The following is a 25,964-nucleotide window of genomic DNA, read 5'->3' on the forward strand; positions in this document are numbered from 1 at the left end:
TTGACCAGCGAAGACTTCCAGCTCCCCCGGTCGCGCGCGGCCAACGAACGGCTCCATGCCCTGATCCCCGGCGGCGCCCACACCTACGCCAAGGGCGACGACCAGTACCCCGAGAACCTGGCCCCGGTCATCAGCCACGGCCGCGGTGCCCATGTGTGGGACGTCGACGGCAACCGGTACATCGAGTACGGCTCCGGCCTGCGCTCGGTCAGCCTCGGCCACGCCCACCCACGGGTCACCGAGGCCGTGCGGCGCGAGATCGACCGCGGCAGCAACTTCGTCCGGCCGTCCGTGGTGGAGGTCGAGGCCGCGGAGCGCTTCCTGGCCACGGTGCCGACCGCCGAGATGGTGAAGTTCACCAAGAACGGCTCCGACGCCACCACGGCCGCGGTACGCCTCGCCCGCGCCGTCACCGGGCGCCGCCGGGTGGCCCTCTGCGCCGACCATCCGTTCTTCTCCACCGACGACTGGTTCATCGGCACCACACCGATGTCCGCCGGCATCCCGGAGACGACCAACGAGCTCACGGTGGCCTTCCCCTACGGCGATCTGGCCGCCACGGAGGAACTGTTCACCCGGTACCCGGACGACATCGCCTGTCTGATCCTCGAGGCCGCCACCCACACCGAGCCGCCGCCCGGGTACCTGGCGGGTCTGCGCGAACTGGCCGACCGGCACGGCTGCGTGCTGGTCTTCGACGAGATGATCACCGGCTTCCGCTGGTCCGAGGCCGGCGCCCAGGGCCTGTACGGCGTCGTCCCCGACCTCTCGACGTTCGGCAAGGCGCTGGGCAACGGATTCGCCGTCTCGGCACTGGCCGGGCGCCGCGAACTGATGGAGCGGGGCGGGCTGCGCCACTCCGACGACCGGGTGTTCCTGCTGTCCACCACGCACGGCGCGGAGACGCACTCGCTGGCCGCCGCCATAGCCGTGCAGACCGTGTACGCCGAAGAGGGCGTCACCGCGCGGCTGCACGCCCTCGGCGAGCGCTTGGCCGCCGGTGTCCGTGACGCGGCGGCCGGCATGGGCGTCGGCGAGCATGTTGTCGTCCGCGGCCGGGCCAGCAACCTGGTCTTCGCCACCCTCGACGAGAACGGGCAGCCGTCACAGGAGTACCGCACGCTGTTCGTGCGCCGGCTCCTCGCGGGCGGGGTGCTGGCCCCGTCGTTCGTGGTGAGCAGCGCGCTCAGCGACGCCGACATTGAGCAGACCGTCGATGTGGTGGCCCAGGCGTGTGCGGTGTACCGGAAGGCACTGGACGCCGCCGACCCCACTCCGTGGGTGGGCGGACGACCGGTGAAGCCCGTGTTCCGTCGCCTGGCGTGACCCTCAGCCGTGCTCTCGCCGACCGGCGTCGGCCGTCGGATCGACCGACCGGGCGGCCAGCCGGTCGGCCGCCCGGTCGACGAGCCACGCGGTCGGTGGAAGCACCGCCAGCGCGGTGCACCAACCGCCCAGCACATCGGTCGGATAGTGCGCGCCCAGGGCGACCTGCGCCCATCCCATCGCGGCGCCCGCGACCAGCGCCGCGGTGAGAACGAGTGACGTGCCGGCCGTGCCGCCGAGGCCGAGCCGGTCGGTCGCGAGCAGCGCCGCGACGAAGGCGAGCGCGGTGAAGTAGGCGGTGTGCCCGCTCGGGTAGGACAGGTTGTCGGGGCCGTGGATGGTGCGGCCCACCAGGTGCTTGAGCAGCGTCGCCGTTCCCACGGCGACACCGACGCCGGCCGGCATGAGGACGGCCGCTCTGGGACGTCGAAGCAGCAGGCAGACCGCCACCGCGGCCACGATCACCAGCGCCGATCCCGCGGGTTCCCCGAGGAAGTCCAGGGTCTCGGCGACGTACCGCAAGGGAGGCCGCACGCTGTCCGCCGTCGGCGCGACGAGCCAGCTGTCCACCCTGCCGGGTTGGCTGTGCCCGGCGTACAGGACGGCGAGCCCGGCGACCACCAGCGCGGCGAGGACCGCGACCAGCCCCAGCCGCGCGCGCTGCGACGGGGGCAGCACCGCGGTCGTCGGCCGGCCGGTCACCTTCCCACCGCAACCGGTCGAACTATGGTGACCTTCTTGTCCGACGTGATCACAGACGACACGTTATCGGAAGGCATGGTCGGCCGTGGCCGGTCCGTTACATCGGCCGGTTCTGTGGGGTCAGGCCAGGCGGGGATCGACGTGGATCTTCGGACCCCGGCCGGCGCCGGGCGGCCGCTCACCGGCGAGCACGGGACCGATCGCGTCCAGGGCGACGGTGGCGGCCACGAGCGGCCTCGGGTCGATGGTCTTGTCGGCGTACGCCTTGATCGTGGCGCCGAGCCCGGGGGAGGCCGACAGGATTCCGACCGCCGTCACGTCCTTCAGGACGAGCGCGCGGGTGTCGATCCGGCTGGGCTCCCCGGCCAGCCCGATGTACACCAGCCGCCCGCCCGGCTCCACCGACTCCTGGGCCAGAGCGGGCAGATGGACCGCGTTGGTGGCGTCCACGACCGCGTCGAACGGCAGGTCCGGCAGGGTGTCCTCGCGCCAGGCGTGCGGGAAGCCCAGCGAGCGCGCGAAGGCGAGGGAGTCCTCGGTCGCGCCCATGAGGTGCACCTCGGCACCGGCGGCCCGGGCGAACAGCGCGACCAGCAGACCGATGGTGCCCGGCCCCAGCACCAGGACCCGGTCACCGGGCCCGGCCCCGGTGGCCCGCGCGGCCCGCAGCGCGTTGCCGCCCGGCTCGACCAGCGCACCCAGCTCCGCGTCCACGGAGTCGGGCAGGGCGTGCAAGGAGCCCGCGGGTACGGCGACCTGCTCGGCCAGCGCGCCCGCACGGCCGCCCCGGATGCCCACCTCCTCCCGCTTCTCGCAGACGTGCCGGCGGCCTCTCCGGCAGCGACGGCAGGTCCCGCAGCCGAGCATCGTGTCGCCCATGACCCGGCGGCCGACCCACCCGGGATCGACCCCGGCGCCGACCGCACGGACCCGCCCGGCCCACTCGTGGCCGAGCCGCATCGGGTAAGCGGCGTGCCCCTGGTGCAGATAGGCCATGGCGCCGGTGAAGAACTCCAGATCGGTGCCGCACACCCCGACCCGCTCCACGTCCACGACGACCTCGCCGGGCGCGGCGACCGGCGCCGGCACCTCCTGGACCGCGAACGCACCGGCACCGGTGAGGACAAAAGCACGCATCAGAAGGGCTCCTTCAGGGGACCCAGCGCCTCACGGATCTCCGCCACCGCGTCGACCAGCGCCCCGAGCGGAGTCCGGTACGCCAGCGCGCTCACGCTCACGGCCCCGGAGGGGACCGTCGCGGAGGTGCCGTACACGCATACGGCGAGGCAGGTGACGCCGCTCTCGTTCTCCTGGTCGTCGAGGGCGTAGCCCCGCTCGCGCGTGGCCCGCAGCTCGGCGTGCAACTCCTCGGCCGTGCACCGGGTCCGCGGAGTCCGGGGCTCCAGGGGTGCCTCGCCCATCCATCGCCGTACGGCGTCCAGGGTGCCCAACTCGTGAGCGAGCAGCGCCTTTCCGACCCCGGTCGCGTGGGCGGGGTTGCGGCCGCCGACCGTCGAGGTGAGCCGGACGGCTCCGGTGGGCGGGTCGGCCTTGGCGCGGTAGACGACCTCGCGCCCGTCGAGGACGGCGTAGTGGGCCGTCTCGCCGAACCGGGCCGCGAGGGTCTCCAACAGCGGCCGGACGCGGACGTGTTCGGGGCGGGCCTCGTGATGGGCGAAGGCCATCCGGAGGAACTCGTCGCCCAGCAGATAGCGGCCGCGGCCGTCCTGGCCTGCGAGACCGGCGCGGCGCAGTGCCGCCAGGGCCCGGTGCACGGTCGGCTTGGGGCTGCCGATCACCCGGGTCAACTCGTCCAGCGCCACCCCGTCCGGATGCCGGGCCAGCTCCTTGAGCACGGCGAGCACCCGGTCGGAACCCACCAGTCGGTCGCCCTCGGCGGGGTCCGTGCCGGGGGCTGCCGAAGCGGGGAAGCGCTGCGTATGCTGCATGGCGTTCCGGATAGTAGACCGCCGTACCGATTACCGGAAAGAGTCCCAGCGATGAACCTTCGCAGCGCACAGTGGTACGCGGGACAGGACCGCAACGCCTACATCCACCGGGCCTGGATGCGCCGGGGCGCCCCGGCCGACGCCTTCACCGGCCGCCCCCAGATCGCCATCGCCAACACCGCCTCCGACCTCACGCCCTGCAACGCCCACCTGGACGAGGTGGCCAGATCCGTCCGTGACGGCGTGTACGAGGCGGGCGGCATCCCCCTCGACCTGCCCGTGGTGTCCCTCGGCGAGACCAATGTGCGGCCCACGGCGATGCTCTGGCGGAACATGGCGGCGATGGCCACGGAGGAGATGCTGCGGGCCAACCCCCTTGACGGAGTGGTCCTGTTGGGCGGCTGCGACAAGACGATCCCGTCCCTGCTGATGGCCGCCGCCTCGGTCGACCTGCCCGCGGTGGTCGTCCCCGGCGGTCCGATGCTGACGGGCACCTTCCGGGGCACGCCGCTGGGCTGCGGCACGGACGTGTGGCGGCTGTCGGAGGAGGTGCGCGCCGGGACCCTGTCCCAGGAGCAGTTCACCCGCTCCGAGTCGTCGATGATCCGCAGCCGCGGGCACTGCAACACCATGGGCACGGCCTCGACGATGGCGCTGGTGGCCGAGGCCCTGGGCACGGTCGTCCCCGGGGTGGCCGGGACGCCCGCCCCGGACAGCCGGCTGCTGGAGGCCGCGCACGGCACCGGACGCCTCGCGGTGGAGCTGGTCTCCGGCGACCGCCGCCCGAGCACCTTTTTGACCAAGGGGTCCTTCCACAACGCGATCGTGGCGCTGGCCGCGATCGGCGGCTCCACCAACGCGGTCGTCCACCTCCTCGCCATCGCGGGCCGGTTGGGCATCGAGCTGACCCTGGACGACTTCGACCGCATCGGCTCCCGGGTGCCGGTCCTGGTGGACCTCCAGCCCGCCGGACGCTTCCTCATGGAGGACTTCCACCGCGCGGGCGGCCTGCTCGCCGTGCTCCGCGAGGTGGCCGACCTCCTGGACCCGCACGCGCTGACCGTCACGGGCAAGCCGCTGGTGGACCACCTCGCCGACGCCCCGATCTGGGACGCCGAGGTGATCAGGACCCGGGCCCGCCCGCTGGTCGAGGAGGGCGGCATCGCCGTCCTGCGCGGCAGCCTCGCCCCCGACGGGGCGCTGATCAAACCGGCGGCGGCCTCCCCGCACCTGCTGCGCCACCGGGGCCGCGCGGTCGTCTTCGACAGCATCGAGGACTTCCACGCCCGCGTCGACGACCCGGACCTGGACGTCGACGCCGACTCCGTCCTCGTCCTGCGCGGCTGCGGCCCCAAGGGCTACCCGGGCATGCCCGAGGTGGCCAACATGCCGCTGCCCACCAAGCTGCTCGAACAGGGCGTGCGGGACATGGTCCGGGTCTGCGACGGACGGATGAGCGGGACGGCGTACGGCACGGTCGTCCTGCACGTGGCACCGGAAGCCGCGGCGGGCGGACCCCTCGCCCTGGTCCGCACCGGTGACGTCATCAGCCTGGACGTCGAGGCCCGCCGTATCGACCTGGAGGTCCCCGCGGACGAACTCGCCGCCCGCACCCCGAACGCGGCCACGGTCGAGGGCTTCGCCGATCCGCGGCGAGGCTGGGAGCGGCTGTACGTCGACCATGTCCAACAGGCCGACAAGGGCGCCGACCTGGACTTCCTCGTCGGCTCCAGCGGCTCGGAGGTCAGCCGCGAGTCGCACTGATCGGGCCGGGACGGGCACCGGAACGCGGCGACCCGAGCCCCCTGTTAGGGTGCGCCGATGTCAACGATCAAGAAAGTCCAGATCACCTTCGACTGCGCCGAACCCGAGCGGGTCGCGCGCTTCTGGTGCGAGGTGCTGGGGTATGTCGTGCCGCCGCCACCGGACGGGTTCGCCACGTGGGACGACTTCGACCGCACACTGCCGCCGGAGCGGCAGGGGGCGTCGTTCGCCTGCGGCGATCCCTCCGGCGTGGGCCCGCGGCTGTACTTCCAGCGTGTCCCCGAGGGCAAGGTCGTCAAGAACCGGGTGCACCTCGACGTGCGGGTCGGGACCGGGCTGGTGGGGGAGGAGCGCCTCGCCGCCCTCGAAGCCGAGTGCGTACGGCTGGAGGCGCTCGGCGCGGTCCGCGTCCGTGTCCTGCTCGCCGACGAGCACAACGAGTCCTGCATCCTGATGCAGGACGTCGAGGGCAACGAGTTCTGTCTCGACTGATCACCCACCCGAAATCCAGTTGATGGACGCAGCCGTCGTCCAGGCCCGCTCGTGATCGTGTCCCCGGCCATCCGCGTCATGGGCGGAGGCCTGCGCGGATCCCGTCTCGTGGACGCCCTCTTGACGTGCGCCCCGGCCCGATCGACACTCACTTTGGGAATCCTAGTGAACAGGTAGGGAAACATGGGGCGCCTTGAGTCGGCCACCGGCCGAGTGAGCCGTACGTCTCGGCCGTCCCCTCTTCTGACCTCCCGCCGTCACATCGATCTGCTGCGGGTCTGCAGCGCGATCAGGCCCCTGGGCTGAGCCCCCGGCCGCATCCGCCCCGTTCCGCACCCGACTGGCACACCCCTGCCACCGCGCACGGGGACGGCCGCCGCCTCCTGCCCGACGACGCTTCCGCCGCGCGTACGTCTGCGCACCGACCCCCGGGGAGACCCATGTCCGTCACACCGCTCGCCCACGTCCCCACCACCCACCCGAGCCCCGCCTTCCGGGGCCGGATCGGCCAGGACGCGCGCAGCGGGCACTACGCCGTGCCGCGCCGCTACCGACTCCATCTGGCCGCCGCCTGCGCCGACGGCCTGCGCATCGCCGTCGTGCACAGCCTGCTCGGCCTCGACGACGTGTGTCCCGTGACCTTCCTCGACCCGGTCCCCGACTGTTCCGACGGGGGACACTCCGCACTGCGCCCGCTCTACGAGGCCAGCGCGCACCGGTACACCGGCGCGGCCGTCGCCCCGGTGCTCAGCGACGACTGGTCGGGGCGGATCGTCAGCACCCACGCCGCCGACATCACCCGCGACCTGGCCCGGCACTTCGGCTCCGGCCGTCCCGCGCTGTACCCGTGCGGCGCCGAGTCGGAGACCGAGGCCGTCGAGCGGATGTGCGGCGCCATCGGACAGGCCGCGCAGCGCGCCGGATCGGCGGGCGGCGAGGCGGACGAGCGTGCCGCCGCACTGGAGCAACTCCTGGACTCCCTCGGCTCCTTGGAACGCTGGCTGGTCGGACGCGACTACCTGATCCGGGATCACATCACCGCCGCCGACGTCGAGTTGTGGGTCACCCTGGTCCAGCTCGACACCGTGCACCGCCACCACCTGGACGCCGGAGCGGTGCAGCGCATCGCCGACCACCCCACCCTGTGGGCCTACGCCCGCCGTCTGGCCGCCCACCCGGCCTTCGGCACCCACCTCGACCTGGACGGCATCGCCCGCCGCCACCACGCCCGCTGTCGGGGCCTGGAGGCCGCCGGGGCCGCCGTACAGATTCTGGACTGGGCCGCGCACGCGGCGCGCAGCGCCTGACCGTTTCCGGACCGGGCCGCCCACGCGGCTCACAACGCCCGACCGTTTCACCTGATGGACCGGCTTGACAGCGGTTCGCACGACTGCCTTAACCTACGGGTCCATCAGGGCCCAGTTCCAGCCACGGGCCCACCAGGGTTCCGCGGGACCCCCGAGAACAGCGACGGTGACCGACATGTACGCAGCTCCCAGGACGGCCGCACGCCGTTCTCCGGGCTGCGTACGGCCGTACGGCGACCCCCTGGTCGCCAACCGGGCCGTCGACCTGCTGCGCGTGAGCAGCGCACTGTGTACCGCACCGGGCCGTGCCCGCTGTCGGGGCTGACGTTCCTTCCCAGCCCCCGCGTTCCTGACGAACACCGCGCCCGCGGTGTGCCGTTGTCCGCCCAGCCCCCGGTGCCCGTGCGTCACGTCCTCCCGCAGTAGGACGCCGTCGCCCGTCGTGTCCCAGGGGGTGACCCGACTCCGCCGGAGCCCCTCATGAGTGAACCCCCAGGCACCGCCGTGTCCGTGACCGAGGCACCGCCCCCGTCCGACACCGCGCCGAAGCCCCTCGCCGCACAGCGAGTTCTGCCGCTGCGGCGGCCGGGCCGCTGGATCGCCACCGCCGTCGTCCTGGTCCTGGCGGCCCAGTTCGTCCACGGCCTGGCGACCAACCAGTTCTACCAGTGGGACCGCTTCGGCTACTGGTTCCTGCGCCCGACCGTCCTCGACGGACTCCTCATCACCCTCGAAGTCACCGCCTACAGCGCGGTGTTGGGACTCCTGGGCGGCATCCTGCTCGCCCTGGCCCGGCTCTCGAAGAGCCCGGTGCTGCGCGCGGTGAGCTGGACCTACGTCTGGGCCCTGCGCTCGATCCCGCTCATCGTGGTCCTGCTCTTCCTCTACAACTTCTCCGCCCTGTACAAGACGTTGAGCGTCGGTGTCCCCTTCGGGCCGGCCTTCTTCTCCTTCGACGAGTCCCGGCTCGCCACCGACATGGTCATCGCCGTGATCGGCCTCAGCCTCAACGAGGCGGCCTACGCCGCCGAGGTGGTCCGCGGCGGCATCCTCTCCGTCGACCAGGGCCAGCACGAGGCGGCCTCCGCGCTGGGTCTGCCCAAGGGCTACCAGTTCCGCAGGATCGTCTTCCCGCAGGCCCTGCGCTCCATCACCCCGAACTACGTCAACCAGCTCATCGGCCTCATCAAGAGCACCTCGCTGGTCTTCTACGTCTCCCTGCTCGACCTGTTCGGCACCGTGCAGTCCATGGGCTCCACCTACCCCGGCGACATCGTGCCCCTGCTCCTGGTCGCCACCGTCTGGTACCTGATCCTCACCAGCGCGGTCTCCGTCGTCCAGTTCTACGTCGAGCGGCACTACGCCCGGGGCGCCACCCGCTCGCTGCCGCCGACCCCGATCCAGAAACTGCGGGCCTCCGTCACCGACCTCAGGGCCCGTGTCCGCAGGGAGACCGCGATATGACCGTCACCGACATCACCCCCGTCGCCCTCGAAGTGCACGGCGTGCACAAGTGGTACGGCTCCCACCGGGTCCTCGACGGCGTAGACCTGACCGTGCGCCCCGGCGAGGTCACCGTGATCCTCGGCCCGTCCGGCTCCGGGAAGTCCACCCTGCTGCGGGTCATCAACCACCTCGAGAAGCCGGAGATCGGCTACGTCAGCGTCAACGACGAGCTGATCGGCGTCCGACGCCAGGGCGAGCGGCTCAAGGAGCTCAGCGAGCGCGCCATCCTGACCCAGCGCAGCCGCATCGGGTTCGTCTTCCAGAACTTCAACCTCTTCCCGCACCTGACCGTCCTGGACAACGTGGCCGCCGCCCCGGTGGCGACCGGCAAGCTCGGCAAGGCGGAGGCCCAGGAGCTGGCCCGCGAACTCCTCGGCCGGGTCGGCCTGGCCGACAAGACCGGTGCCTATCCACGCCAGTTGTCGGGCGGCCAGCAGCAGCGCGTGGCCATCGCCCGCGCCCTGGCCCTGCGCCCCGGAGTCATCCTCTTCGACGAGCCGACCTCCGCCCTCGACCCGGAGCTCGTCGGTGAAGTCCTGTCCGTCATCAAGGACTTGGCGACCAGCGGCACCACCCTCGTCATCGTCACCCACGAGATCGGCTTCGCCCGCGAGATCGCCGACCGGGTCGTCTTCATCGACGGCGGCCGGATCGTCGAGCAGGGCCCGCCCACCGAGGTCCTCGACCGGCCCCAGCACGAGCGGACCAGGGACTTCCTCAGCAAGGTGCTGTGATCCCACCGCTCCCACGGACTCCCCCCACACGCACCACCCTTCACCTCTCTCATCGACCACCGAGGACGGACATGTCTGCCCACTTCACCCGACGCAGCCTGATACGCGGCATCACCGCGGCGACCGCGGTCGCCACTCTCGCCACCGGGCTCGCCGCCTGCGGTGGGGACAGCGACGCGGCAACCCAGACGGACGACAGCGCCGGCTCGGTCACCGTCGGCCGGCTCTCCAACGGCGCCGCCAAGGAGACCACCCTCAAGGTCGCCGAGGTCAAGTCCATCAGCGCCGGACTGCCCGACGCCGTCAAGAAGAGCGGCAAGCTCGTCATCGGCTCCGGCACCCTGCCCTCCGGCTCCCCGCCGCTGGGCTTCGTGGGCAGCGACCAGAAGACCCTCACCGGCTCCGAGAGCGACCTGGCCCGCCTGGTCGCCGCCGTCCTCGGCCTGAAGCCCGAGGTCAAGCGGTTCACCTGGGAGAACCTCTTCGTCGGCATCGACAGCGGCAAGGTGAACGTCGGCTTCTCCAACATCACCGACACCGAGGAGCGCAAGCGGAAGTACGACTTCGCCTCCTACCGCAAGGACGACCTCGCCTTCGAGACGCTCAAGTCCTCGAAGTGGACCTTCGACGGCGACTACGAGGCCCTCGCGGGCCAGACCGTCTCGGTCGGCGCCGGCACCAACCAGGAGCGGATCCTGCTGGAGTGGCAGAGCAGGCTGAAGAAGGAGGGCAAGAAGCTGACCATCAAGTACTTCCAGGACAGCCCGAGCACCTACCTCGCCCTCAACAGCGGCAAGATCGACTCCTACCTCGGCCCCAGCCCGAACCTCTCCTACCACGTCACCCAGACCGCGAGCACGCCCAGCCCGACGAAGATCGCGGGCCAGTACTCCGGTGCCGGTGAGTCGCTCCAGGGCCTGATCGCCGCGACCACGAAGAAGGACAGCGGCCTCGCCAAGCCGCTGGCCGACGCGATCAACTACCTGATCGACAACGGCCAGTACGCCAAGTGGCTCGCCGCGTGGAACCTCTCCAACGACGCCGTCACCAAGTCGGAGATCAACCCGCCCGGGCTGCCGCTCACCAACTCCTGACGCCCACTCAGGAAGCCTGACACATCCACCGGTTGACTCGGGAAGGGACTCCGCCTCCGTGGCCCAGCAGATCGACGTCCGCGGAGGCGGAGCCTCCCTGAGATCCGCCGCACCCGACTTCTCCGTCCTCGACAACGCCGTATGGGCGGCCCTCACCGGCCCGCACGCCCACCTCGCCGAACGCGTCGGCCGCGCCGCCCGCTACCCGCACGACGTCTACGCCTTCGCCGCCCTCGCCGATGCCGGCGACCCGGCCGCCTGGGCCGACCTGCACACCCTCGTCGGCCCCGCAACGACCGTACGGATCAAGCCCGTCGAGCAGGTCCCGGACGGGTGGGAGATCGTCGGCGGGGGAGTGGGCGTCCAACTCGTGGGCACCGCGCTGCGGGCCGAACCCGCCGCCGAGGCGGTACGGCTCGGACATGCCGACGTGCCCGAGATTCTTGACCTGGTCGCCCGTACCAGGCCCGGCCCCTTCCTCAAGCGGACCGTAGACCTCGGCACGTACCTCGGCATCCGGGACCGGGGGCGCCTGATCGCCCTCGCCGGTGAGCGGCTGCGCCCGCCCGGCTGGACCGAGATCAGCGCGGTCTGCACCGACCCGGCGTATCGCGGCCGGGGTCTGGCCACCCGGCTGGTCCGCGCGGTCGCCGCCGGGATCCGGGAGCGCGGCGACACGCCGTTCCTGCACGCGGCGGCGGACAACACCAACGCCATCCGGCTCTACGAGTCGATCGGCTTCACCCTGCGCCGCCGCTCGCCCATCCTTCTCGTCCGCAGTCCAGGAACAACCCGCGAGACCACCGCGTTGTGACTCACGACGAGATCCGCCGGGCGCCTTCGCGCGCCCCGAAGGAGGAGGTGACGGGCGTGACCGCGACGCTCCGCTCCGCCCACCTCCACTCCCGGCCGCACATCGATCTCCAGCGCGTGTCTGCCGCGCTGTGTTGTTCCTGACCCGTCTGCTGCCCCCGCCGCCGCGCCCCCACCCTTGCGGGCCGGCCTTTCGTACGGATCTCCAGGAAGGCACCTGCTCGTGTCCCCTTCTTCTTTGCATCTTGCTGTCGCTCTGGACGGCACCGGCTGGCACCCGGCTTCCTGGCGGGAGCCGGTGGCCCGGCCCGGTGAGCTGTTCACCGCCGGTTACTGGGCGGATCTGGTCGCCGAGGCCGAGCGCGGCCTGCTGGACTTCGTGACCATCGAGGACGGGCTGGGCCTGCAGTCCTCGCACCTGTTCGATGCGGACGAGCGCACCGACCAGGTCCGCGGACGGTTGGACGCGGTGTTGATCGCCTCGCGGATCGCGCCGCTGACCCGGCACATCGGGCTGGTGCCGACCGCGGTGGTCACGCATACCGAGCCGTTCCATCTGTCCAAGGCGATCGCCACCCTGGACTATGTCAGTACCGGGCGTGCGGGGGTGCGGGTGCAGGTCAGTGCCCGGCCCGGTGAGGCGGCGCACTTCGGCCGGCGCAGCATCCCGCGCATCGAGGCCTACGACAGCCCCCAGGCCCATGAGCTGGTCACCGACTTGTTCGAGGAGGCGGCGGACTGGGTGGAGGTGGTGCGCCGGCTGTGGGACAGCTGGGAGGACGACGCGGAGATCCGGGATGCGGCCAGCGGGCGGTTCATCGACCGGGACAAGCTGCACTACATCGACTTCGAGGGCCGGCATTTCAGTGTCAAGGGCCCCTCCATCACGCCGCGGCCGCCGCAGGGACAGCCCCTGGTCACCGCCCTCGGGCATCAGAGCGTGCCCTATCGGCTGATCGCCCGGCAGGCGGACGTCGGCTACATCACCCCGCACGACGGCGACCAGGCGCGGGCGATCGTGGCGGAGATCCGCGCGGAACAGGAGGCGGCCGGACGCGCGGGTGAACTCCTGCATGTCTTCGGGGACTTGGTGGTCTTCCTGGACGAGGACCCGGCCGAGGCGGCCGCCCGCCGGGACCGTCTGGACACGCTGGCGGGGGAGCCGTACACCAGTGACGCCCGGATCTTCACCGGCACCCCCTCGCAACTCGCCGACCTGCTGGCCGAGTTGCAGGCGGCAGGCCTCACCGGTTTCCGGCTGCGGCCCGCCGTTTTGGGTCATGACCTGCCCGGGATCACGCGCGGGCTGGTTCCCGAGCTCCAGCGCCGGGGCCTCTTCCGCACCGCCTACGAGGCGGACACCCTGCGCGGCCTGCTGGGTCTGGCCCGCCCCGCCAACCGCTATGCCGCGTCCGTCTGAGCCGGAGGGATCCCGCCACCATGTCCAAGCCCTTGAAGCAGATTCACCTGGCCGCGCATTTCCCGGGCGTCAACAACACCACCGTGTGGAGCGACCCGGAGGCCGGCAGTCACATCGAGTTCGACTCCTTCGCGCACTTCGCGCGCACCGCCGAACGCGCCAAGTTCGACTTCCTGTTCCTCGCCGAGGGCCTGCGCCTGCGCGAACAGGGCGGAAAAATATACGACTTGGACGTGGTGGGCCGCCCCGACACCTTCACCATCCTGGCCGCGCTGGCCGCCGTCACCGAGCACCTCGGGCTGACCGGGACCATCAACTCCACCTTCAACGAGCCCTACGAGGTGGCCCGCCAGTTCGCCAGCCTCGACCATCTCTCCGGGGGCCGCTCGGCGTGGAACGTGGTCACCTCCTGGGACGCCTTCACCGGCGAGAACTTCCGCCGCGGCGGCTTCCTCCCGCAAAGCGAGCGCTACTCGCGTGCCCGGGAGTTCCTGGCCACCACCCAGGAACTCTTCGACTCCTGGACCGGTGAGGAGATCCTCGCCGACCAGGCTGCGGGGGTGTTCCTGCGCGATGCGAAGGCGGGCTCCTTCGTCCACTCCGGGCAGCATTTCGACATCCACGGCCAGTTCAACGTGCCGCGCTCCCCGCAGGGCCGCCCGGTCATCTTCCAGGCCGGTGACTCCGAGGAGGGCCGCGAGTTCGCCGCCTCCTCCGCCGACGCCATCTTCAGCCGCTACGCCACCCTCACCGAGGGCCAGGCCTTCTACACCGACGTCAAGGGCCGTCTCGCCAAGTACGGGCGCCGCCCGCAGGAGTTGCTGATCCTGCCCGCCGCGTCCTTCGCGCTGGCCGACACCGACGCCGAGGCCGAGGAACTCGCCCGGACCGTGCGCCGCCAGCAGGTCAGCGGCGCCACCGCGCTCAAGCACCTGGAGTTCGTGTGGAACCGGGACCTGTCCTCGTATGACCCGGAAGGGCCGCTGCCCGACATCGATCCCCTGGTGAGCGAGGAGCACATCTCGCGCGGCCGTGCTCAGGTGCGGATGTACCGGGACCCGCTGGCCACCGCCCGCGAGTGGCGTGAGCTGGCCGAGGCCAACAAGTGGTCCATCCGCGACCTGGTCATCAACACCGGCAACCGGCAGAACTTCATCGGCTCGCCCGCCACCATCGCCCGCACCATCAACGACTACGTCCAGGCCGACGCCAGCGACGGCTTCATCCTGGTCCCCCACATCACCCCCACCGGCCTGGACGCCTTCGCCGACCAGGTCGTCCCCCTCCTCCAGGAACAGGGCGTCTTCCGCACCGACTACGAAGGCCCCACCCTGCGCCACCACCTCGGCCTGGCCCACCCCGACGACACCCGCACCGCACACCGGGCGGCCTCATGACGTGAGACCCCCGCGTCACTCCTCCCAGTCGAGCTGATGCTCGGGCGTACCCACCGACCGCCCGTACGCCACCGCTTCGGCGCGGCCGCGCTCGTCGCCGCGCCGATGGCGGAACACCTTCCCGGCGAACACGACCACGCGCTCGTCCCCGGCGACGAAGTCGGCGTACCAGCCGAGCTCCGGCTCCAACGCGTCGGCCAGCGCGTCCGCGAGCGCGCCGACGTCCTCACCGTCGCTCTCCCACTCGACGAGGGTCCACACCGCCGGCTGGCCCGCGCTCACGCCGTCGACCGCGATCCTGCCGACCTTCCGCAGCCGTAGTCCGCGCGGCTCGAACACCGCACCGGTCCGCAGGCTCTCTCCGATGACGTATCCGCTGATCACGTGCCGTCTCCCTACTGCTCCGGGGCTTCCCGCAAGACGCTACGACCGGATGACTGACATCCTTTGTCAGTCATACGTCGATGAGGTGATCGCCCGATGCGAGCGGACCGGCTGCTGTCCCTCCTGCTCCACCTCCAGTCCCGTGGGCAGATGACGGCCCGTCAACTCGCCGTGGAGCTGGAGGTGTCGGTCCGTACCGTCTACCGGGACCTGGAGGCGCTGGGCGCGGCGGGGGTACCGGTGGTGGCGAGCGGTGGTCCGGGCGGTGGCTGCCGTCTGATGGAGGGCTGGCGCAGTCCGCTGCTCGGCATCAGCGCGGAGGAGGCGACGGCGCTGCTGGCGGTCGCCTCCGGCAGTGGCCCGCTGGAGCGCATCGCGCTGGGCGACGCGCTGGCCCAGGCCCGCCTGAAACTCCTGGCGGCTCTGCCGGCGGCGGGCCGCGAGCAGGCGAACACCACCGCGAGCCGCTTCCACATCGACACCCAGGCCTGGTTCAAGCCGACCGAACCGGTACCGCAGCTGGCCGTGCTGGTGGACGCCGTACGGCAGGACAGGCGCCTGCGGCTGACGCACGCGAGCCGCGCGGGCGTGACGCGGGCGGTGGACCCCCTGGGCCTCGTCGCGAAGGCGGGCGTCTGGTACCTGGTCGTGCGGTCCGACCGGGGCATCCGCACCCACCGGGCGTCGAGGATCACGGCGGCGGAGCTGCTGCCGGAGTCCTTCGTCCGCCCCGCCGACTTCGACCTGTCGGCCCACTGGGCCGACTGGACAGCCGAGTTCGAGGCGAGCCTGGACCAACTCGCCGTGACCGTGCGGCTGTCGGCGGCGGGCCTCGCCGCCCTTCCGCAGGTCCTCGGCGACACCGGATCGGCGGCACGGGCGACCCCGGACCCGCAAGCACCCGGCTGGCACCGCCTGGTCCTGCACTTCGACGACCGGAAGGCCTCCTGCCGCCGGCTGCTCGGCTTCGGCCCGGACGCCGAGGTCCTCGAACCGACGGACGTCCGGCGGGAGTTGGCGGAGACCGCCCGCCGCACCGCCGCCCGCTACGACGACCCCGGCCCCGCCCCTGCCGCCGTCACCCGCGATCCGCCCTGAGGACCGCCTCGACCAGCGGACCGAGCGAGTCCTCCGGCTGCTGCCCGGCGGTGTCGACCACCAGGCGGTCCCGGTGCCACGGCTCGTAGTCCCGTCCGAGGATCTGCTCCCAGTCGGGCAGCGGCAGGTCGGGGATGTCCACGGAGCGTGAACTCGCGCGGCTGCGGTGTTCGTCCGGATCGGAGCACACGACCTCCACCTCCAGGACGGGCACACCGGCCCGCACGGCGGCATCGCGCCAGGCGTCACGCGTCACGGCCAGCGGGTTGACCGACTCGGCGATCACGGTGTGCCCCTGCCGCAGCTGCTCCTCGGCGAGGGCGTACCCCACGACATAGCCCACCGGCCCCACGGGATGCCGCGCCAGTCCGGAACGGACGATCGCCTGCTCGATGGTGTCGACCCGCAGATGGACCCCGCGCGTCCTGGCCGCCAGGAGCCGCGCCAGCGTGGTCTTGCCGGTGGCGGGGAGCCCGCCGATGACGATCAGCATGCCCCCCACTCTCGCACTCGGCGCCCCGCCGAACGCCGTGCGGCCGGGAGTACGTATCCCTCCCCCGAAGGTTACGTACTCCCGGCCATCCCCCGGCGCCGGACAGTGGTCCAGCCTCGTCCATGTGCGGCCTGTCCGTGCTGTGTCACCAGCACATGACCGCGGTTTCCCCCGAACCCCACGCGGAGTACAGGCGCACACGGACGAAGTAGCGGCGGCCCTTCACGAGACGGGCCCTGAGCGTGGCGTTGTGCGGGGTGCCTCCGTCGTCGTGGCCGGTGAGGAAGCGGGCTTCTCCGTCCCGTTCCTCGAAGACCACGACGACGGTGTCGCTGTCGCCGAAGGTGCCCACGGTGTACTCGCGGGTCTCCGGCGGTTCCACGGTGAAGTCGGCCTGCTCGCCCGGGCCGAGCCCGAGCGGCGCGGACCGGAAGGGCACCAGCGCCGGCGGCCGGACCGGTTCGGTCGGCGGGTACCAGCGCAGGACGTACTCCTTGTCGGCGGCGGACAGGGTGCCGGGCGGGTTGAGGCCCGCGCGGAACTGCTCCGGCTCCAGGATCAGCCCCGCCTCGAAGGGATACTCCATGATCGACTGCGGGTCCCAGACGGAGCCGTTGACCTCGTCCGGGTCGAGCTTGCGCAGGATGTTGAAGAACGTCCGGTCCCGGCTCCAGAAGTTCGGCGGGCCCGCCAGATCGGCGTACACGGCCTCGTCGTCCCAGTGGATCCCGGCGAACGGACTCTGGTGCTCGTGGAGCATGCCGAGCGCGTGCCCGATCTCGTGCAGGGCCGTCCCGCGCTCCCCTGGCGCGGTCAGGTCCCAGCCGAAGTTCATGGTGCGCTCGTTCACCCCGACCCGCAGGGCGTCCTTGCCCACGGTCGACCAGGATCCGTCGCCGAGCTGGAACCCGATGCGCAGTTCTGCCTCCGAGCGGTCGCCGACCTCGGTGAAGCGCACCCCGATACCGAGGCCCTGCCACTCCTGGAAGCACTCGCGCACCACGTCCCGCTGCTCCTTGGCGCCCACCCACGACACCCGCCGGGACTGCCCGGTCCCCGGAACAGGAATGACCGACCCGTCGGTGTCGCCGTCGAAGAAGCAGTAGTGCAGAACGGTGCTGTTGACCCACATCCGACCGCCGCCGATCAGCGCGCTCAGCCGCTCGGCGGCCAGCCCCGGAGCGAACGCCGGAGCCGACTGCTGCGCGAGGGAGCAGTAGCGTGCGGTCATGGGTTTCAGCGTGCCGTCGGGCGTCCGGGGGCGCCTGAGTCGGGGGCTACTCAAGTCCCCCTGTATCAGACCTGAGTAGCGGTGCTCTTGCTTCCGTGACGACATTCGAACGGGACGCGAAGACCCTGGAGCTGCCCTGGCCGTTCACCGGGCGTCAGGATGAACTGGAGCTGATCCGCGGGTCGGTGGCGGGGGGCCGGCACGGCATCGTGGTGACCGGACCGGCGGGGCGGGGCAAGACCCGGCTGGTCACGGAGGCGGTGCGGGGCACCGACTGCGCCAGGGCGGCGGGCACGCCCGAGACCCAGGGCCTGCCGTTCGCCGCCTTCGCGCACCTCCTCCCGGAGACGGTCTCCCTGCACCGTGCGGTCCAACTGCTGTCCGGTGTACGGCTGTTGCTGGTCGACGACGCCCATCTGCTCGACGACGCCTCGGCCGCCCTGGTCCACCAGCTCGCCGTGCACGGCCGCACCCGGCTCCTGGTCGTCGCCACCGACGGAACGCGGGCGCCTGGCGCGATCTCCCGGCTGTGGACCGGTGAACTGCTGCCGCGCCTCGCCCTGGAGCCGCTGCCGCGCGAGGAGACCGCCCAGTTGCTGGCGGCCGGCGCGGGTGGCCTGGAGGCCCTCACCGTCAACCGGCTGCACCGCCTGAGCCAGGGCGATCTGCGGCTGCTGCGCGAACTCGTGGGCGCGGTGCGCGAGCAGGGGCTCCTCAAGCGCGTCGGGGACACGGCCGAGTGGGAGTGGCGGGGCCCGGTGCCGGTCACCGCGACCGTGCGCGAACGCACCGCGGACCTCCTGGAGCGCACCGGTCCCGGTGAGCGCGAGGCCCTGGACCGCCTGGCGTTCGGCGAGCCGCTTCCCGCGGACGCCGACACGCTCGACCTCGCCGCGCTCGAAGCCCTGGAGGCCGACGGCCTGGTCCACGTCGACGACCACGGCGCCGCGCGCCTCGTCCACTCGCTCCACGGCGCCGTACTCCGGTCGGTGGCCGGCCGCCTCCGGGCCCGCCGCCTGACCCGCACCCCGTCCGACCGCACGGCCGCCGCCCTGGAGACCGAGACGGCCACGCTGACCCGGGCGATCGCCGAGGCGGACGTACGGGCCGTACCGGCCCCGGTGGGGGAGTGGCTCGTGGCCGAGGGCACCGGCATCCCGGCCCCCCACGCCGCCGCCCGAGCCCGCTTCGCCCGCCTGCGCGGCGAACTCCGAGAGGCCACGGCCTGGTCAAGAGAGGGCCTGCGCACCACCCCGGACGACCCCTCCTGCCGACTCGAACTCGCCCTGGCGACGGCACAGTCGGGGGAGCCGGGATCGGTGGTGGCCCCCTCAGCCGGCGCAGCCACCTGGGGGGCCGTTGCCCATGGTGATCTCGGTGCCGCTCTCGACGCGGTCGGTGCGGAGCCGTACGACGCCGTCCGGCTCGGTGCGCCCGAACGGGCCGGCGGCAGGCTGACCGGGGTCTTCGCCGCGCATGCCGACGCGCTCGCGCTCGGCGACGGGCCCGGACTCGACCGTGCGGCCCGGGCCCTGGAGGAGCGCGGTTTCCTGCTGTTCGCGGCGGAGGCGTACGCCCAGGCCGTGCGGGCGCACCGCGACCCCGGCGCGGCCCGCACCTCACGCACCCGGGCCGTCGCGCTGGCCCGCCGCTGCCAGGGGGCCCGCACCCCCGCCCTCGCGGGGCTGGTCCTCGGTGAACTCACCGCCCGCCAGCGGCAGGTCGTCACCCTCGCCGCCGCCGGGCTGACCAACCGCCAGATCGCGGACAAGCTCACCCTGTCGATCCGGACCGTCGGCAACCACCTCTACAGCGCGTACACCCGCCTCGGCGCGAGCGACCGCGACGCGCTGCCGTGCCTGGTGGAGCTGCCCGAGGCACAGCCGGCCTGAGCCGGACACCGGACCGGGGCGGTCTGACCCCCAGTATTCGGGGGAGGGGTCAGGCCGCCCCCACACGCGTCGAGCACCCCTGACGCGTCACGCCGCCCCGAACGCCGAGAACGCCCACCCCGTCGCCTGATGCACCGAGTCCCCCGGCAGCGCGGCCCGCGCGTCCCGCAGCGCCTCCGCCATCGACGCCCCCGCACCGAGCCCCTTGTGCAGCGCGAGCATCAACGGCACCACCGCCTCGTCGTTGACCGGCGCACTGCACGCCACCACCCCCGCGGTCCCCAGCGGCAGCAACGCCGTGACCAGGCCGAGCAGTTCGTCCGCGCCGACCGACGCGAACCGCGCGGTGTCGCAGCAGGACAGGATGATCCGGTACGGGCTGCGGTCCAGGCGCTCGAAGTCATGGACGATCAGCGGCCCGTCGGCCATCCGCAACGACGAGAACAGCGGGCTGTCCGCACGGAACGTGCCGTGCGCCGCGATATGGGCCAGCGCCGCCCCGTCCAGTTCCTCCAACACCCGCGGCACACGCGCCTCGTCGTGCTCCAGAACGGTCGCGGAGCCGTGGCGTCCGGCGAGTTCCGGCACCTCGGCGCCGCCCGTCGCCAGCCCCGGCCCGCGCACGAGCACCTGACGTCCGCCGCCCGGCGGTGCGGTCTCGCGCGCCCGCAGCCAGCTGCTGGCCGACGGTGACACGCTGAACACCCGTTCCCGCAGCGACGGCAGCAGCGCCCACGGCACCCGGTGCAGCCGCCCCGGCGGCACCACCACGACCGGCCCGGAGCCGAGCTGCGCCGCGGCCGGGCCGAGCAGCAGCTCCTCCAGCCGCCGCCCCGCCGCCTCCACCACCGGAAGCCGCGCCTCCGCACCCGGGTGCGCGAGCCGCCGCAGCCCCGCCTGGACGTGCTCCGCCTCGCGCTCCGCGTCGGCCAGCAGCCCGCCCTCGAACCGCCGCACCCGCCCCTGCCCGCACAGCAGCACCTGCACCCGCCCGTCGAGCACGGCCAGTTCGACCAGTCGTACGTCGTCACCGAGCCGGGCCAGCAGCCGGACCGGGTCGAAGCGGTAGCCGTCGCCGGGCGCGTCGCCGCGGATGTGGTGGGTGCGGGAGCGGATCTCCCGCTCCAGGCGCCGCTGTTCACGCTCCAGCGTCGGCACCGGCCGCCCCTCCATCCGGGCCGCCTCCGCCCGCGCGGCGATCTCCCGGAACGCGGTCAGATCGCTGAGCAGCCCGGGGTCGGCCGGCGGACGGGTCGGCGGGGCGGACAGCGCGGTGGCCCGCCAGCGCTCGCTCCACACCAGCAGCCGGCGCGGCCCGCCCGAGGCGAGCGAGGCCCGCGCGGCCAGTGCGGCGAGCTCCGCGCCCTGAGCGGTGGCCCGTGCCCTGAGCTCCGAGGCGCCCAGGGTCGTCCGGTGGTCGTCGAGCACGTCCAGGCCCCGGCGGCAGGCCTCCAGGACCCGCCGGTCGGAGCCCACGGCCCGCGCCCACAGCGCCCGGGCCGCCCAGCCCGTCATCCGCCCCAGCGGCGGCCCGCTGTGCCGGCTGCGCGCGGCGATCTCCAGATGCCGCTGGGCGTCCTCGCGCCACCCCAGGTCCAGCGCGATCCGGCCCGCCAGCAGCGAGGCCTCCGGGGCGGCGGGCGCGCCGAAGGAGGCCAGCCGCTCCGCGACCGCCGCCGCGTCCGCGACCAGCCGCCCCGAGCCGCGTCCGGCCGCGACCCGCGCCTCGATCAGCACCAGCCGGGCATGCGTCTCCCACCAGGTGCGCCGCTGCCCCGCGAACAGCCGTACGGCCAGGTCGGCACGGGCGATCGCGGTGTGCGGGTCGCCTTCGAGGCGGGCCGCCCGCGCGGCGGCGAGCAGCAGCTCCGCCTTGAGCGTGGACTGCCCGCCGATCCCGTCCAGGACCTTGATCGCCGCGTCCGCCTCCGCGAGCGCCTCCCGGGCGAGCCCGGCCGCCATCAGGACCTCGCAGCGCCGGATGGTGAGCATGAACGTCGGCGTGCCGAGCTTGGCGTACCGCTCCTGCGCCTCGTCCAGCAGCCGCAGCGCGGCCGGGATGTCCCCCGACCGGTAGGCGGCAAGGCCCCGGCTCTCCACCGCGTCGGCCTTGTCGTGCTCCTGGCCCGTGGTGTCCCACAGCGCCTCCGCCGCCGTGAAGTCGGCATCCGCCCGCTCCACCGCCCCGAGCGCCAGATGCACGGTGGCCCGCAGGGTCAGCGCCCGCGCGGTCCAGATCACGTCGTCGGCCTGCCGCAGCACCGGAACCGCCCGCCGTACGTCCTCCAGCGCCGCCCGGTGCTGTCCCAGCACCCAGGACGCGTAGGCCCGCCGGAACAGCACCCGCGCGCGGGTGTGCCCACTGCCGACCTCGACACCCCGCTCCAGCGCCGCGAGCCCCTGCCGGGTACGCCCCGCGTGCACCAACGCCACCCCGAGCGCGGCCAGTACGTCCGCCTCCCGGTCGGCCGACTCCGAGCGCGCCGCGAGGTCACGGGCCCGGCGCAGATGCTCCAGCGCGATCCGCATGTCGCCCCAGTCCCGCTGCCAGATGCCGATCACCTGGTGGGCCACCGAGGCGTGCAGCGGTGAGGGATCCGAGCCGAGCACTTCCTCCGCCCTCGCCAGCGCCTGGTTGGGTGCGGCGAACACCATCGGCAGAAGTTCGAGAACCGAGTCGCTTCCCGCTGTCACTCAAAGGATGGTAGTGGCCCAGGTGGCGGGCCACACCGGTTTGTCGCTGTATCAATCACCGGACCCGCGGCTCTGACTGACGACCGCCGCCCCAGTGGGAGGACACGCCATGGCACCTCAGCGATTCCACGAGCAGTTCGACCAGATCCAGCGTTCGATGCCGGACGTCCCGCTGGCCCTCGGACCCGACGACGCCTCGGAGTTCATCTACGAGAAGGGTGTCGTGCTCGCCCGCGACGGCCGCGACGCGGCGCTCGTCGAGGAGACCGTCCGCAGCCACTTCACCGCGGCGACCGGTCTGACCGGCGACTACGTGCGCCGCGACAGCCCGGAGACCAACCGCTCCGGCATCACCCGGATCAAGGTCGGCGACCCGGGCCACGGCGACCGGCGCGGCGACCGCGCCGTCACCCACGCCCTGCGCGCCATGAGCGAGCGCGAGGGACGCGCCGGGCGCCGGATCGTCAGCCGCAACCACGTGGTCTCCATCGCGGTCAACTCCTGCCCCGGCGACGAGCCGGTGCCCGCCTCGCTCAGCCAGGGCACCAACCCGGCCCCCGCGGAAGCGGGTTACGACCCCGACACCTCGGTCGGCGTCCTCGTCGTCGACAACGGCCTCACCCACGACCACGCGCTCGTCCCGCTGCTCGCCCACGTCGAGGGCGACCTGCACGGCACCGAGACCGACGCGGCCGGCAACCTCCTCCAGTACGTCGGCCACGGCACCTTCATCGCCGGTGTGCTCGCGGCGGTCGCGCCCAACACCGACATCGTCGTCCGCAACACCCTCAACGACGCGGGCGCCATCCTGGAGTCCGAGCTCGGCGAGCGGCTCTTCGACGCGGTCGCCGACGGCTGGCCCGACATCATCAGCCTCTCCGCGGGCACCTCCAACGGCCGTACCGACGGACTCGTCGGCATGGACGCCTTCATGCAGGAACTGCGCGCCCACGGCACCCTGTTGGTCGCCGCCGCCGGCAACAACTCCAGCGCCAGCCCCTTCTGGCCCGCCGCCTACGCCGACCTGCCCGACTACCGGGACGTCGTCCTGTCGGTCGGCGCGCTGCGCGGGGACGGCGAGTTCGGCGCCTGCTTCAGCAACCACGGCTCCTGGGTGAAGGTCTACGCCCCCGGCGAGCGCCTCACCAGCGCCCTCACCGGCTTCGACGCGCCGGTGCCGTACGCGTACCAGCACTCCACCTACGACGCCTGCCGGTACGGCTTCACCTACGTGTGCACCTGCCAGTCCCCGTCCCACATCGGTGTGTTGAGCGAGGACGGCACCACCGCCAAGCCGGACCAGGTGATGTTCGAGGGGTACGCGCACTGGAGCGGCACCTCCTTCGCCACCCCGGTCGTCGCAGGTCTGGTCGCCGCCCACATGACCGCGAACAAGGAGACCGACCCGCGTGCCGCCCGGCAGCAACTGCTCGCCGGCAACACGCAGTTCGCGGAAGTGCGCGGGGCGCACGTACCGGCGCTTCGGCCGGCCGGCTGGCGCCCGGTGCCGGTGGTGCAGCGCCCGGTCGGGGCGTGAGGGCCGGAGTGGTCCCTTCCACGGCGTACGATGACTTGCCGTACACGAGGGGTGGGACCGTGGACCGAGCAGATGTCGGTGCGCTGGTCCAGTCCGCCGTCGACGGCGACGCGGCGGCCTGGAAAGCGCTCGTGGAAGGGCTGAGCCCACTGGTGTGGTCAGTGGTGCGCTCACACCGGCTCTCCGACGCCGACGCACACGAGGTGTACCAGACCGTCTGGTTCCGTTTCGCCCAGCACCTGGGGCGGATCCGGGAACCCGACAAGGCCAAGTCCTGGCTGGCCAGCACCGCGCGCCACGAGTGCCTGAAGGTGCTCAAGAGCTTAAGGCGGCTGACCGTCACGGACGATCCGCAACTGCTTGACCGGATCAGCGAGGACCGTACGCCCGAGCAGTCCCTCATCGACTCCGAGGAGGCCGCCGCGCAGAGCGAACGGGTGCGGCACCTGTGGCAGGAGTTCGAGGAACTCGGCGACCGCTGCCGGCAGTTGCTGCGGATCCTGATGGCGTCCCCGAAACCCGGCTACCAGGAGGTGTCCGCCGCCCTGGGGATCGCGGTGGGCAGCATCGGACCACTGCGCCAGCGCTGCCTGAGGCGGCTGCGGGCGCGGCTCGAAGCCCGGGGGGCGGTATGAGCGACCACGACGACTTCGACGACATCTTCGCCGAAGAGGCCCTGCCGGACGAGGAATTAACCCTGGACCTGCTGGAGGAGGAGCTCCGGCAGGCCACCGCCATCCTGGACCCGGTGCCGCCGGCCCTGCGGCAGATCGCCGTCGAGGCGTTCGCGCTGCACGACCTGGACAGCCGTATCGCCGAACTGTCCTTCGACTCGGTGGTGGACGCGATCCCGGTGCGGGGAGCCTCGGCGGCACCCCGGATGCTCACCTTCCACGCGGGCGAGGTGACGGTCGACGTCGAACTCACCGCGCAGGGCCTGATGGGGCAGGTGCTGCCGCCTTGTTCGGCCCGGATCGAGGTGCTCAGCGGCCCCCGGGCGGGTGCGCCGCTCACCACCGACGACATGGGGCGCTTCACCTCGGACGCGTCCCCGACCGGTCCCTTCGCGCTACGGCTGCGGACCGGCGGGCAAGTGATCGTCACCGACTGGCTGACCGTCTGATCCGGACGGGGGCGGGCCTGCTCCGCCCCCGTCCGTGGCGGGGTCAGCGCAGGGCGTCCACGAGAATGGCCAGCGCTTGTGCGAGCCTGTCCAGCCCTGGCCCGGCGGGGCCGCCCGGCTCGGTCATGTACGTGTCGCGGCGGATCTCCACCATCAGGGCGCTCACCCGGGGATCACGGCCGTAGAACTCCAGCGGCACGTACGTCCCGCTGAACGGGCTGTCCAGACCGGCCTCCCCGAACGCCTTCCGGGCCGCGGCGACCAGCTCGGGCGGGGTGTGGAAGGAGTCGGTCCCGAGGCAGACGGGCGGTCGGGGGCCCTCGCCGTGCAGTTCGTAGGGCAGCGGCGCGCTGGGATAGGAGTGCACGTCGATGATCACGGCCCGCCCGACCGCGGCGAGCCGTCCGGCGACGGCGTCGCTCATGGCGCGGGCGTACGGCCGGAAGTAGCGGTCGATGAGCGGCTCGGGGTCGGTGTCCGCGGGCCGGAGTTCCTCGCGGTGCGTGGTCCGTGTGTACACGGCCCCCATCCCCACGGCCAGCATCTCCTCCCGCTCGTCGGGAAACCGCTCCGGATCGACGACGAGCCGGGACAGCCGGTTCACGAACCGCCACGGGGTGCTGCGGGCCAGCCCGGCCGCGACCGCGGCGAGCTCCGCCGTGTGAGCGTCGACGATGTGATCGAGCTCCCGCTCCAGCGCGGGACCGTCCAGTAGAATCCCCGCCCGCACGTCGGCGGGTATCTCCCGCGCGGAGTGCGGCACATGGAGAATCACCGGCGAATCCTCGGCACCGGGCAGAAGATCGAAAGAGGTCATGCGGCTGCTCCCGGGGCGTTGTCGGTGGAGGGGTGGGCGCCTAGGGGGTGCCGGGTTCTGTTGGCGGGCGGGTGCGGGGCCGTTGTGGCTGGTCGCGCAGTTCCCCGCGCCCCTGGGGGTGCAGGTGGTCTGCGCCATAGCGGCACTCTTGGTCAGCTTTGCCACGACGGGTACGTGCCCTGTACGACCTG

26 protein-coding genes are annotated in these 25,964 nt (G+C 72.6%); 18 read left to right on the forward strand and 8 right to left on the reverse strand.

From position 1 onward, the window contains the following. Positions 1 to 1,326, forward strand: coding sequence for a glutamate-1-semialdehyde 2,1-aminomutase (locus tag ACFULQ_RS00495; protein WP_383536102.1), 1,326 nt, complete (start codon positions 1 to 3; stop codon positions 1,324 to 1,326). 3 nt (positions 1,327 to 1,329) lie between these two features. On the opposite strand, the gene ACFULQ_RS00500 is transcribed toward ACFULQ_RS00495, so the two are convergent. The 3 genes from ACFULQ_RS00500 to ACFULQ_RS00510 all read right to left on the reverse strand — a co-directional run bounded on the left by ACFULQ_RS00500 (position 1,330) and on the right by ACFULQ_RS00510 (position 3,977). Further along, a complete protein-coding gene (locus ACFULQ_RS00500) occupies positions 1,330 to 2,028 on the reverse strand; it encodes a phosphatase PAP2 family protein (protein WP_383536104.1) in 699 nt (232 codons plus the stop codon). 120 nt (positions 2,029 to 2,148) lie between these two features. Beyond that, the gene (locus ACFULQ_RS00505; RefSeq protein ID WP_383536106.1) at positions 2,149 to 3,165 is read right to left on the reverse strand and encodes a zinc-binding dehydrogenase; all 1,017 of its coding nucleotides are present in this window, start codon (positions 3,163 to 3,165) and stop codon (positions 2,149 to 2,151) included. Beyond that, complete coding sequence (locus tag ACFULQ_RS00510) at positions 3,165 to 3,977, reverse strand: IclR family transcriptional regulator (RefSeq protein ID WP_383536108.1); 813 nt, start codon at positions 3,975 to 3,977, stop codon at positions 3,165 to 3,167. Before ACFULQ_RS00510 ends, ACFULQ_RS00505 begins: the two co-directional genes overlap by 1 nt. A 51-nt stretch (positions 3,978 to 4,028) precedes the next feature. On the opposite strand from ACFULQ_RS00510, the gene ACFULQ_RS00515 reads away from it, so the two are divergent. The 12 genes from ACFULQ_RS00515 to ACFULQ_RS00570 all read left to right on the forward strand — a co-directional run bounded on the left by ACFULQ_RS00515 (position 4,029) and on the right by ACFULQ_RS00570 (position 14,504). Beyond that, a complete protein-coding gene (locus ACFULQ_RS00515; RefSeq protein ID WP_383536110.1) occupies positions 4,029 to 5,741 on the forward strand; it encodes an IlvD/Edd family dehydratase in 1,713 nt (570 codons plus the stop codon). Positions 5,742 to 5,798: 57 nt separating this feature from the next. Continuing rightward, the gene (locus ACFULQ_RS00520; protein ID WP_383536112.1) at positions 5,799 to 6,233 is read left to right on the forward strand and encodes a VOC family protein; all 435 of its coding nucleotides are present in this window, start codon (positions 5,799 to 5,801) and stop codon (positions 6,231 to 6,233) included. Between the two features lie 183 nt (positions 6,234 to 6,416). Then, positions 6,417 to 6,539, forward strand: coding sequence for a putative leader peptide (locus ACFULQ_RS00525; protein WP_383536114.1), 123 nt, complete (start codon positions 6,417 to 6,419; stop codon positions 6,537 to 6,539). Between the two features lie 134 nt (positions 6,540 to 6,673). Beyond that, complete coding sequence (locus tag ACFULQ_RS00530; RefSeq protein ID WP_383536116.1) at positions 6,674 to 7,540, forward strand: glutathione S-transferase C-terminal domain-containing protein; 867 nt, start codon at positions 6,674 to 6,676, stop codon at positions 7,538 to 7,540. A 175-nt stretch (positions 7,541 to 7,715) separates the two neighbouring features. Beyond that, complete coding sequence (locus tag ACFULQ_RS00535; RefSeq protein WP_280848005.1) at positions 7,716 to 7,865, forward strand: hypothetical protein; 150 nt, start codon at positions 7,716 to 7,718, stop codon at positions 7,863 to 7,865. Positions 7,866 to 8,020: 155 nt separating this feature from the next. Next, positions 8,021 to 9,004 (forward strand): amino acid ABC transporter permease, encoded by a 984-nt coding sequence (locus ACFULQ_RS00540; RefSeq protein ID WP_383536118.1) that lies wholly within the window; start codon positions 8,021 to 8,023, stop codon positions 9,002 to 9,004. Continuing rightward, positions 9,001 to 9,780 carry an amino acid ABC transporter ATP-binding protein gene (locus tag ACFULQ_RS00545; protein WP_383536120.1) on the forward strand — a complete coding sequence of 260 codons (780 nt, stop codon included), beginning with the start codon at positions 9,001 to 9,003 and terminating at the stop codon, positions 9,778 to 9,780. Before ACFULQ_RS00540 ends, ACFULQ_RS00545 begins: the two co-directional genes overlap by 4 nt. A gap of 71 nt (positions 9,781 to 9,851) precedes the next feature. Continuing rightward, positions 9,852 to 10,874: a transporter substrate-binding domain-containing protein gene (locus ACFULQ_RS00550; protein ID WP_383536122.1), complete on the forward strand. Its 1,023-nt coding sequence runs from the start codon at positions 9,852 to 9,854 to the stop codon at positions 10,872 to 10,874. 58 nt (positions 10,875 to 10,932) lie between these two features. Then, positions 10,933 to 11,688 (forward strand): GNAT family N-acetyltransferase, encoded by a 756-nt coding sequence (locus tag ACFULQ_RS00555; protein ID WP_383536124.1) that lies wholly within the window; start codon positions 10,933 to 10,935, stop codon positions 11,686 to 11,688. 56 nt (positions 11,689 to 11,744) lie between these two features. Further along, positions 11,745 to 11,831: a putative leader peptide gene (locus ACFULQ_RS00560; RefSeq protein WP_383536316.1), complete on the forward strand. Its 87-nt coding sequence runs from the start codon at positions 11,745 to 11,747 to the stop codon at positions 11,829 to 11,831. A 79-nt stretch (positions 11,832 to 11,910) separates the two neighbouring features. Continuing rightward, entirely contained in the window at positions 11,911 to 13,107 is a 1,197-nt protein-coding gene (locus tag ACFULQ_RS00565; RefSeq protein ID WP_383536126.1) for an LLM class flavin-dependent oxidoreductase, read from the forward strand. Positions 13,108 to 13,127: 20 nt separating this feature from the next. Beyond that, positions 13,128 to 14,504 (forward strand): NtaA/DmoA family FMN-dependent monooxygenase, encoded by a 1,377-nt coding sequence (locus ACFULQ_RS00570; protein WP_383536127.1) that lies wholly within the window; start codon positions 13,128 to 13,130, stop codon positions 14,502 to 14,504. A gap of 15 nt (positions 14,505 to 14,519) precedes the next feature. On the opposite strand, the gene ACFULQ_RS00575 is transcribed toward ACFULQ_RS00570, so the two are convergent. Continuing rightward, entirely contained in the window at positions 14,520 to 14,888 is a 369-nt protein-coding gene (locus ACFULQ_RS00575; RefSeq protein ID WP_383536129.1) for a hypothetical protein, read from the reverse strand. A 96-nt stretch (positions 14,889 to 14,984) separates the two neighbouring features. On the opposite strand from ACFULQ_RS00575, the gene ACFULQ_RS00580 reads away from it, so the two are divergent. Beyond that, the gene (locus ACFULQ_RS00580) at positions 14,985 to 15,986 is read left to right on the forward strand and encodes a helix-turn-helix transcriptional regulator (RefSeq protein ID WP_383536131.1); all 1,002 of its coding nucleotides are present in this window, start codon (positions 14,985 to 14,987) and stop codon (positions 15,984 to 15,986) included. Here the strand turns inward: ACFULQ_RS00580 and ACFULQ_RS00585 are convergent. Together ACFULQ_RS00585 and ACFULQ_RS00590 are read right to left on the reverse strand one after the other, a co-directional pair. Further along, positions 15,967 to 16,479, reverse strand: a complete 513-nt coding sequence (locus ACFULQ_RS00585) for an AAA family ATPase (protein WP_383536132.1) — start codon at positions 16,477 to 16,479, stop codon at positions 15,967 to 15,969. The genes ACFULQ_RS00580 and ACFULQ_RS00585 overlap by 20 nt on opposite strands. Before the next feature lie 145 nt (positions 16,480 to 16,624). Beyond that, a complete protein-coding gene (locus tag ACFULQ_RS00590; RefSeq protein ID WP_383536134.1) occupies positions 16,625 to 17,710 on the reverse strand; it encodes a M12 family metallopeptidase in 1,086 nt (361 codons plus the stop codon). 95 nt (positions 17,711 to 17,805) lie between these two features. Between ACFULQ_RS00590 and ACFULQ_RS00595 the strand changes: the two genes are divergently transcribed. After that, positions 17,806 to 19,602 carry a LuxR C-terminal-related transcriptional regulator gene (locus ACFULQ_RS00595; RefSeq protein ID WP_383536136.1) on the forward strand — a complete coding sequence of 599 codons (1,797 nt, stop codon included), beginning with the start codon at positions 17,806 to 17,808 and terminating at the stop codon, positions 19,600 to 19,602. An 87-nt stretch (positions 19,603 to 19,689) separates the two neighbouring features. On the opposite strand, the gene ACFULQ_RS00600 is transcribed toward ACFULQ_RS00595, so the two are convergent. Then, the gene (locus tag ACFULQ_RS00600) at positions 19,690 to 22,257 is read right to left on the reverse strand and encodes a CHAT domain-containing protein (protein ID WP_383536318.1); all 2,568 of its coding nucleotides are present in this window, start codon (positions 22,255 to 22,257) and stop codon (positions 19,690 to 19,692) included. A gap of 148 nt (positions 22,258 to 22,405) precedes the next feature. Here ACFULQ_RS00600 and ACFULQ_RS00605 point away from each other — a divergent pair, with 148 nt between their 5' ends. Genes ACFULQ_RS00605 through ACFULQ_RS00615 form a run of 3 tightly spaced genes read left to right on the forward strand, consistent with a single transcriptional unit; the run spans position 22,406 to position 24,956 of the window. After that, entirely contained in the window at positions 22,406 to 23,833 is a 1,428-nt protein-coding gene (locus tag ACFULQ_RS00605) for a S8/S53 family peptidase (protein ID WP_383536138.1), read from the forward strand. A gap of 59 nt (positions 23,834 to 23,892) precedes the next feature. Beyond that, on the forward strand, positions 23,893 to 24,468 hold the full coding sequence (locus tag ACFULQ_RS00610) for an RNA polymerase sigma factor (RefSeq protein ID WP_383536140.1): 576 nt from the start codon (positions 23,893 to 23,895) through the stop codon (positions 24,466 to 24,468). After that, a complete protein-coding gene (locus ACFULQ_RS00615; RefSeq protein WP_383536142.1) occupies positions 24,465 to 24,956 on the forward strand; it encodes a hypothetical protein in 492 nt (163 codons plus the stop codon). Before ACFULQ_RS00610 ends, ACFULQ_RS00615 begins: the two co-directional genes overlap by 4 nt. 43 nt (positions 24,957 to 24,999) lie before the next feature. Here ACFULQ_RS00615 and ACFULQ_RS00620 read toward each other — a convergent pair whose 3' ends face one another. Continuing rightward, on the reverse strand, positions 25,000 to 25,773 hold the full coding sequence (locus ACFULQ_RS00620) for an N-formylglutamate amidohydrolase (RefSeq protein WP_383536144.1): 774 nt from the start codon (positions 25,771 to 25,773) through the stop codon (positions 25,000 to 25,002). Positions 25,774 to 25,964 lie beyond the last annotated feature (191 nt).

The sequence above is a fragment of the Streptomyces sp. NPDC057253 genome (assembly GCF_042669125.1).
Taxonomy (GTDB): domain Bacteria; phylum Actinomycetota; class Actinomycetes; order Streptomycetales; family Streptomycetaceae; genus Streptomyces.

Excerpts from the sequence above, each read along its gene's own strand:
- ACFULQ_RS00505 (WP_383536106.1), bottom strand. The coding sequence starts at position 3,165 with ATGCGTGCTTTTGTCCTCACCGGTGCCGGTGCGTTCGCGGTCCAGGAG.
- ACFULQ_RS00510 (WP_383536108.1), bottom strand. The coding sequence starts at position 3,977 with ATGCAGCATACGCAGCGCTTCCCCGCTTCGGCAGCCCCCGGCACGGAC.
- ACFULQ_RS00515 (WP_383536110.1), top strand. The coding sequence starts at position 4,029 with ATGAACCTTCGCAGCGCACAGTGGTACGCGGGACAGGACCGCAACGCC.
- ACFULQ_RS00520 (WP_383536112.1), top strand. The coding sequence starts at position 5,799 with ATGTCAACGATCAAGAAAGTCCAGATCACCTTCGACTGCGCCGAACCC.
- ACFULQ_RS00525 (WP_383536114.1), top strand. The coding sequence starts at position 6,417 with ATGGGGCGCCTTGAGTCGGCCACCGGCCGAGTGAGCCGTACGTCTCGG.
- ACFULQ_RS00530 (WP_383536116.1), top strand. The coding sequence starts at position 6,674 with ATGTCCGTCACACCGCTCGCCCACGTCCCCACCACCCACCCGAGCCCC.
- ACFULQ_RS00535 (WP_280848005.1), top strand. The coding sequence starts at position 7,716 with ATGTACGCAGCTCCCAGGACGGCCGCACGCCGTTCTCCGGGCTGCGTA.
- ACFULQ_RS00540 (WP_383536118.1), top strand. The coding sequence starts at position 8,021 with ATGAGTGAACCCCCAGGCACCGCCGTGTCCGTGACCGAGGCACCGCCC.
- ACFULQ_RS00545 (WP_383536120.1), top strand. The coding sequence starts at position 9,001 with ATGACCGTCACCGACATCACCCCCGTCGCCCTCGAAGTGCACGGCGTG.
- ACFULQ_RS00550 (WP_383536122.1), top strand. The coding sequence starts at position 9,852 with ATGTCTGCCCACTTCACCCGACGCAGCCTGATACGCGGCATCACCGCG.
- ACFULQ_RS00570 (WP_383536127.1), top strand. The coding sequence starts at position 13,128 with ATGTCCAAGCCCTTGAAGCAGATTCACCTGGCCGCGCATTTCCCGGGC.
- ACFULQ_RS00580 (WP_383536131.1), top strand. The coding sequence starts at position 14,985 with ATGCGAGCGGACCGGCTGCTGTCCCTCCTGCTCCACCTCCAGTCCCGT.
- ACFULQ_RS00585 (WP_383536132.1), bottom strand. The coding sequence starts at position 16,479 with ATGCTGATCGTCATCGGCGGGCTCCCCGCCACCGGCAAGACCACGCTG.
- ACFULQ_RS00590 (WP_383536134.1), bottom strand. The coding sequence starts at position 17,710 with ATGACCGCACGCTACTGCTCCCTCGCGCAGCAGTCGGCTCCGGCGTTC.
- ACFULQ_RS00600 (WP_383536318.1), bottom strand. The coding sequence starts at position 22,257 with ATGGTGTTCGCCGCACCCAACCAGGCGCTGGCGAGGGCGGAGGAAGTG.
- ACFULQ_RS00605 (WP_383536138.1), top strand. The coding sequence starts at position 22,406 with ATGGCACCTCAGCGATTCCACGAGCAGTTCGACCAGATCCAGCGTTCG.
- ACFULQ_RS00615 (WP_383536142.1), top strand. The coding sequence starts at position 24,465 with ATGAGCGACCACGACGACTTCGACGACATCTTCGCCGAAGAGGCCCTG.
- ACFULQ_RS00620 (WP_383536144.1), bottom strand. The coding sequence starts at position 25,773 with ATGACCTCTTTCGATCTTCTGCCCGGTGCCGAGGATTCGCCGGTGATT.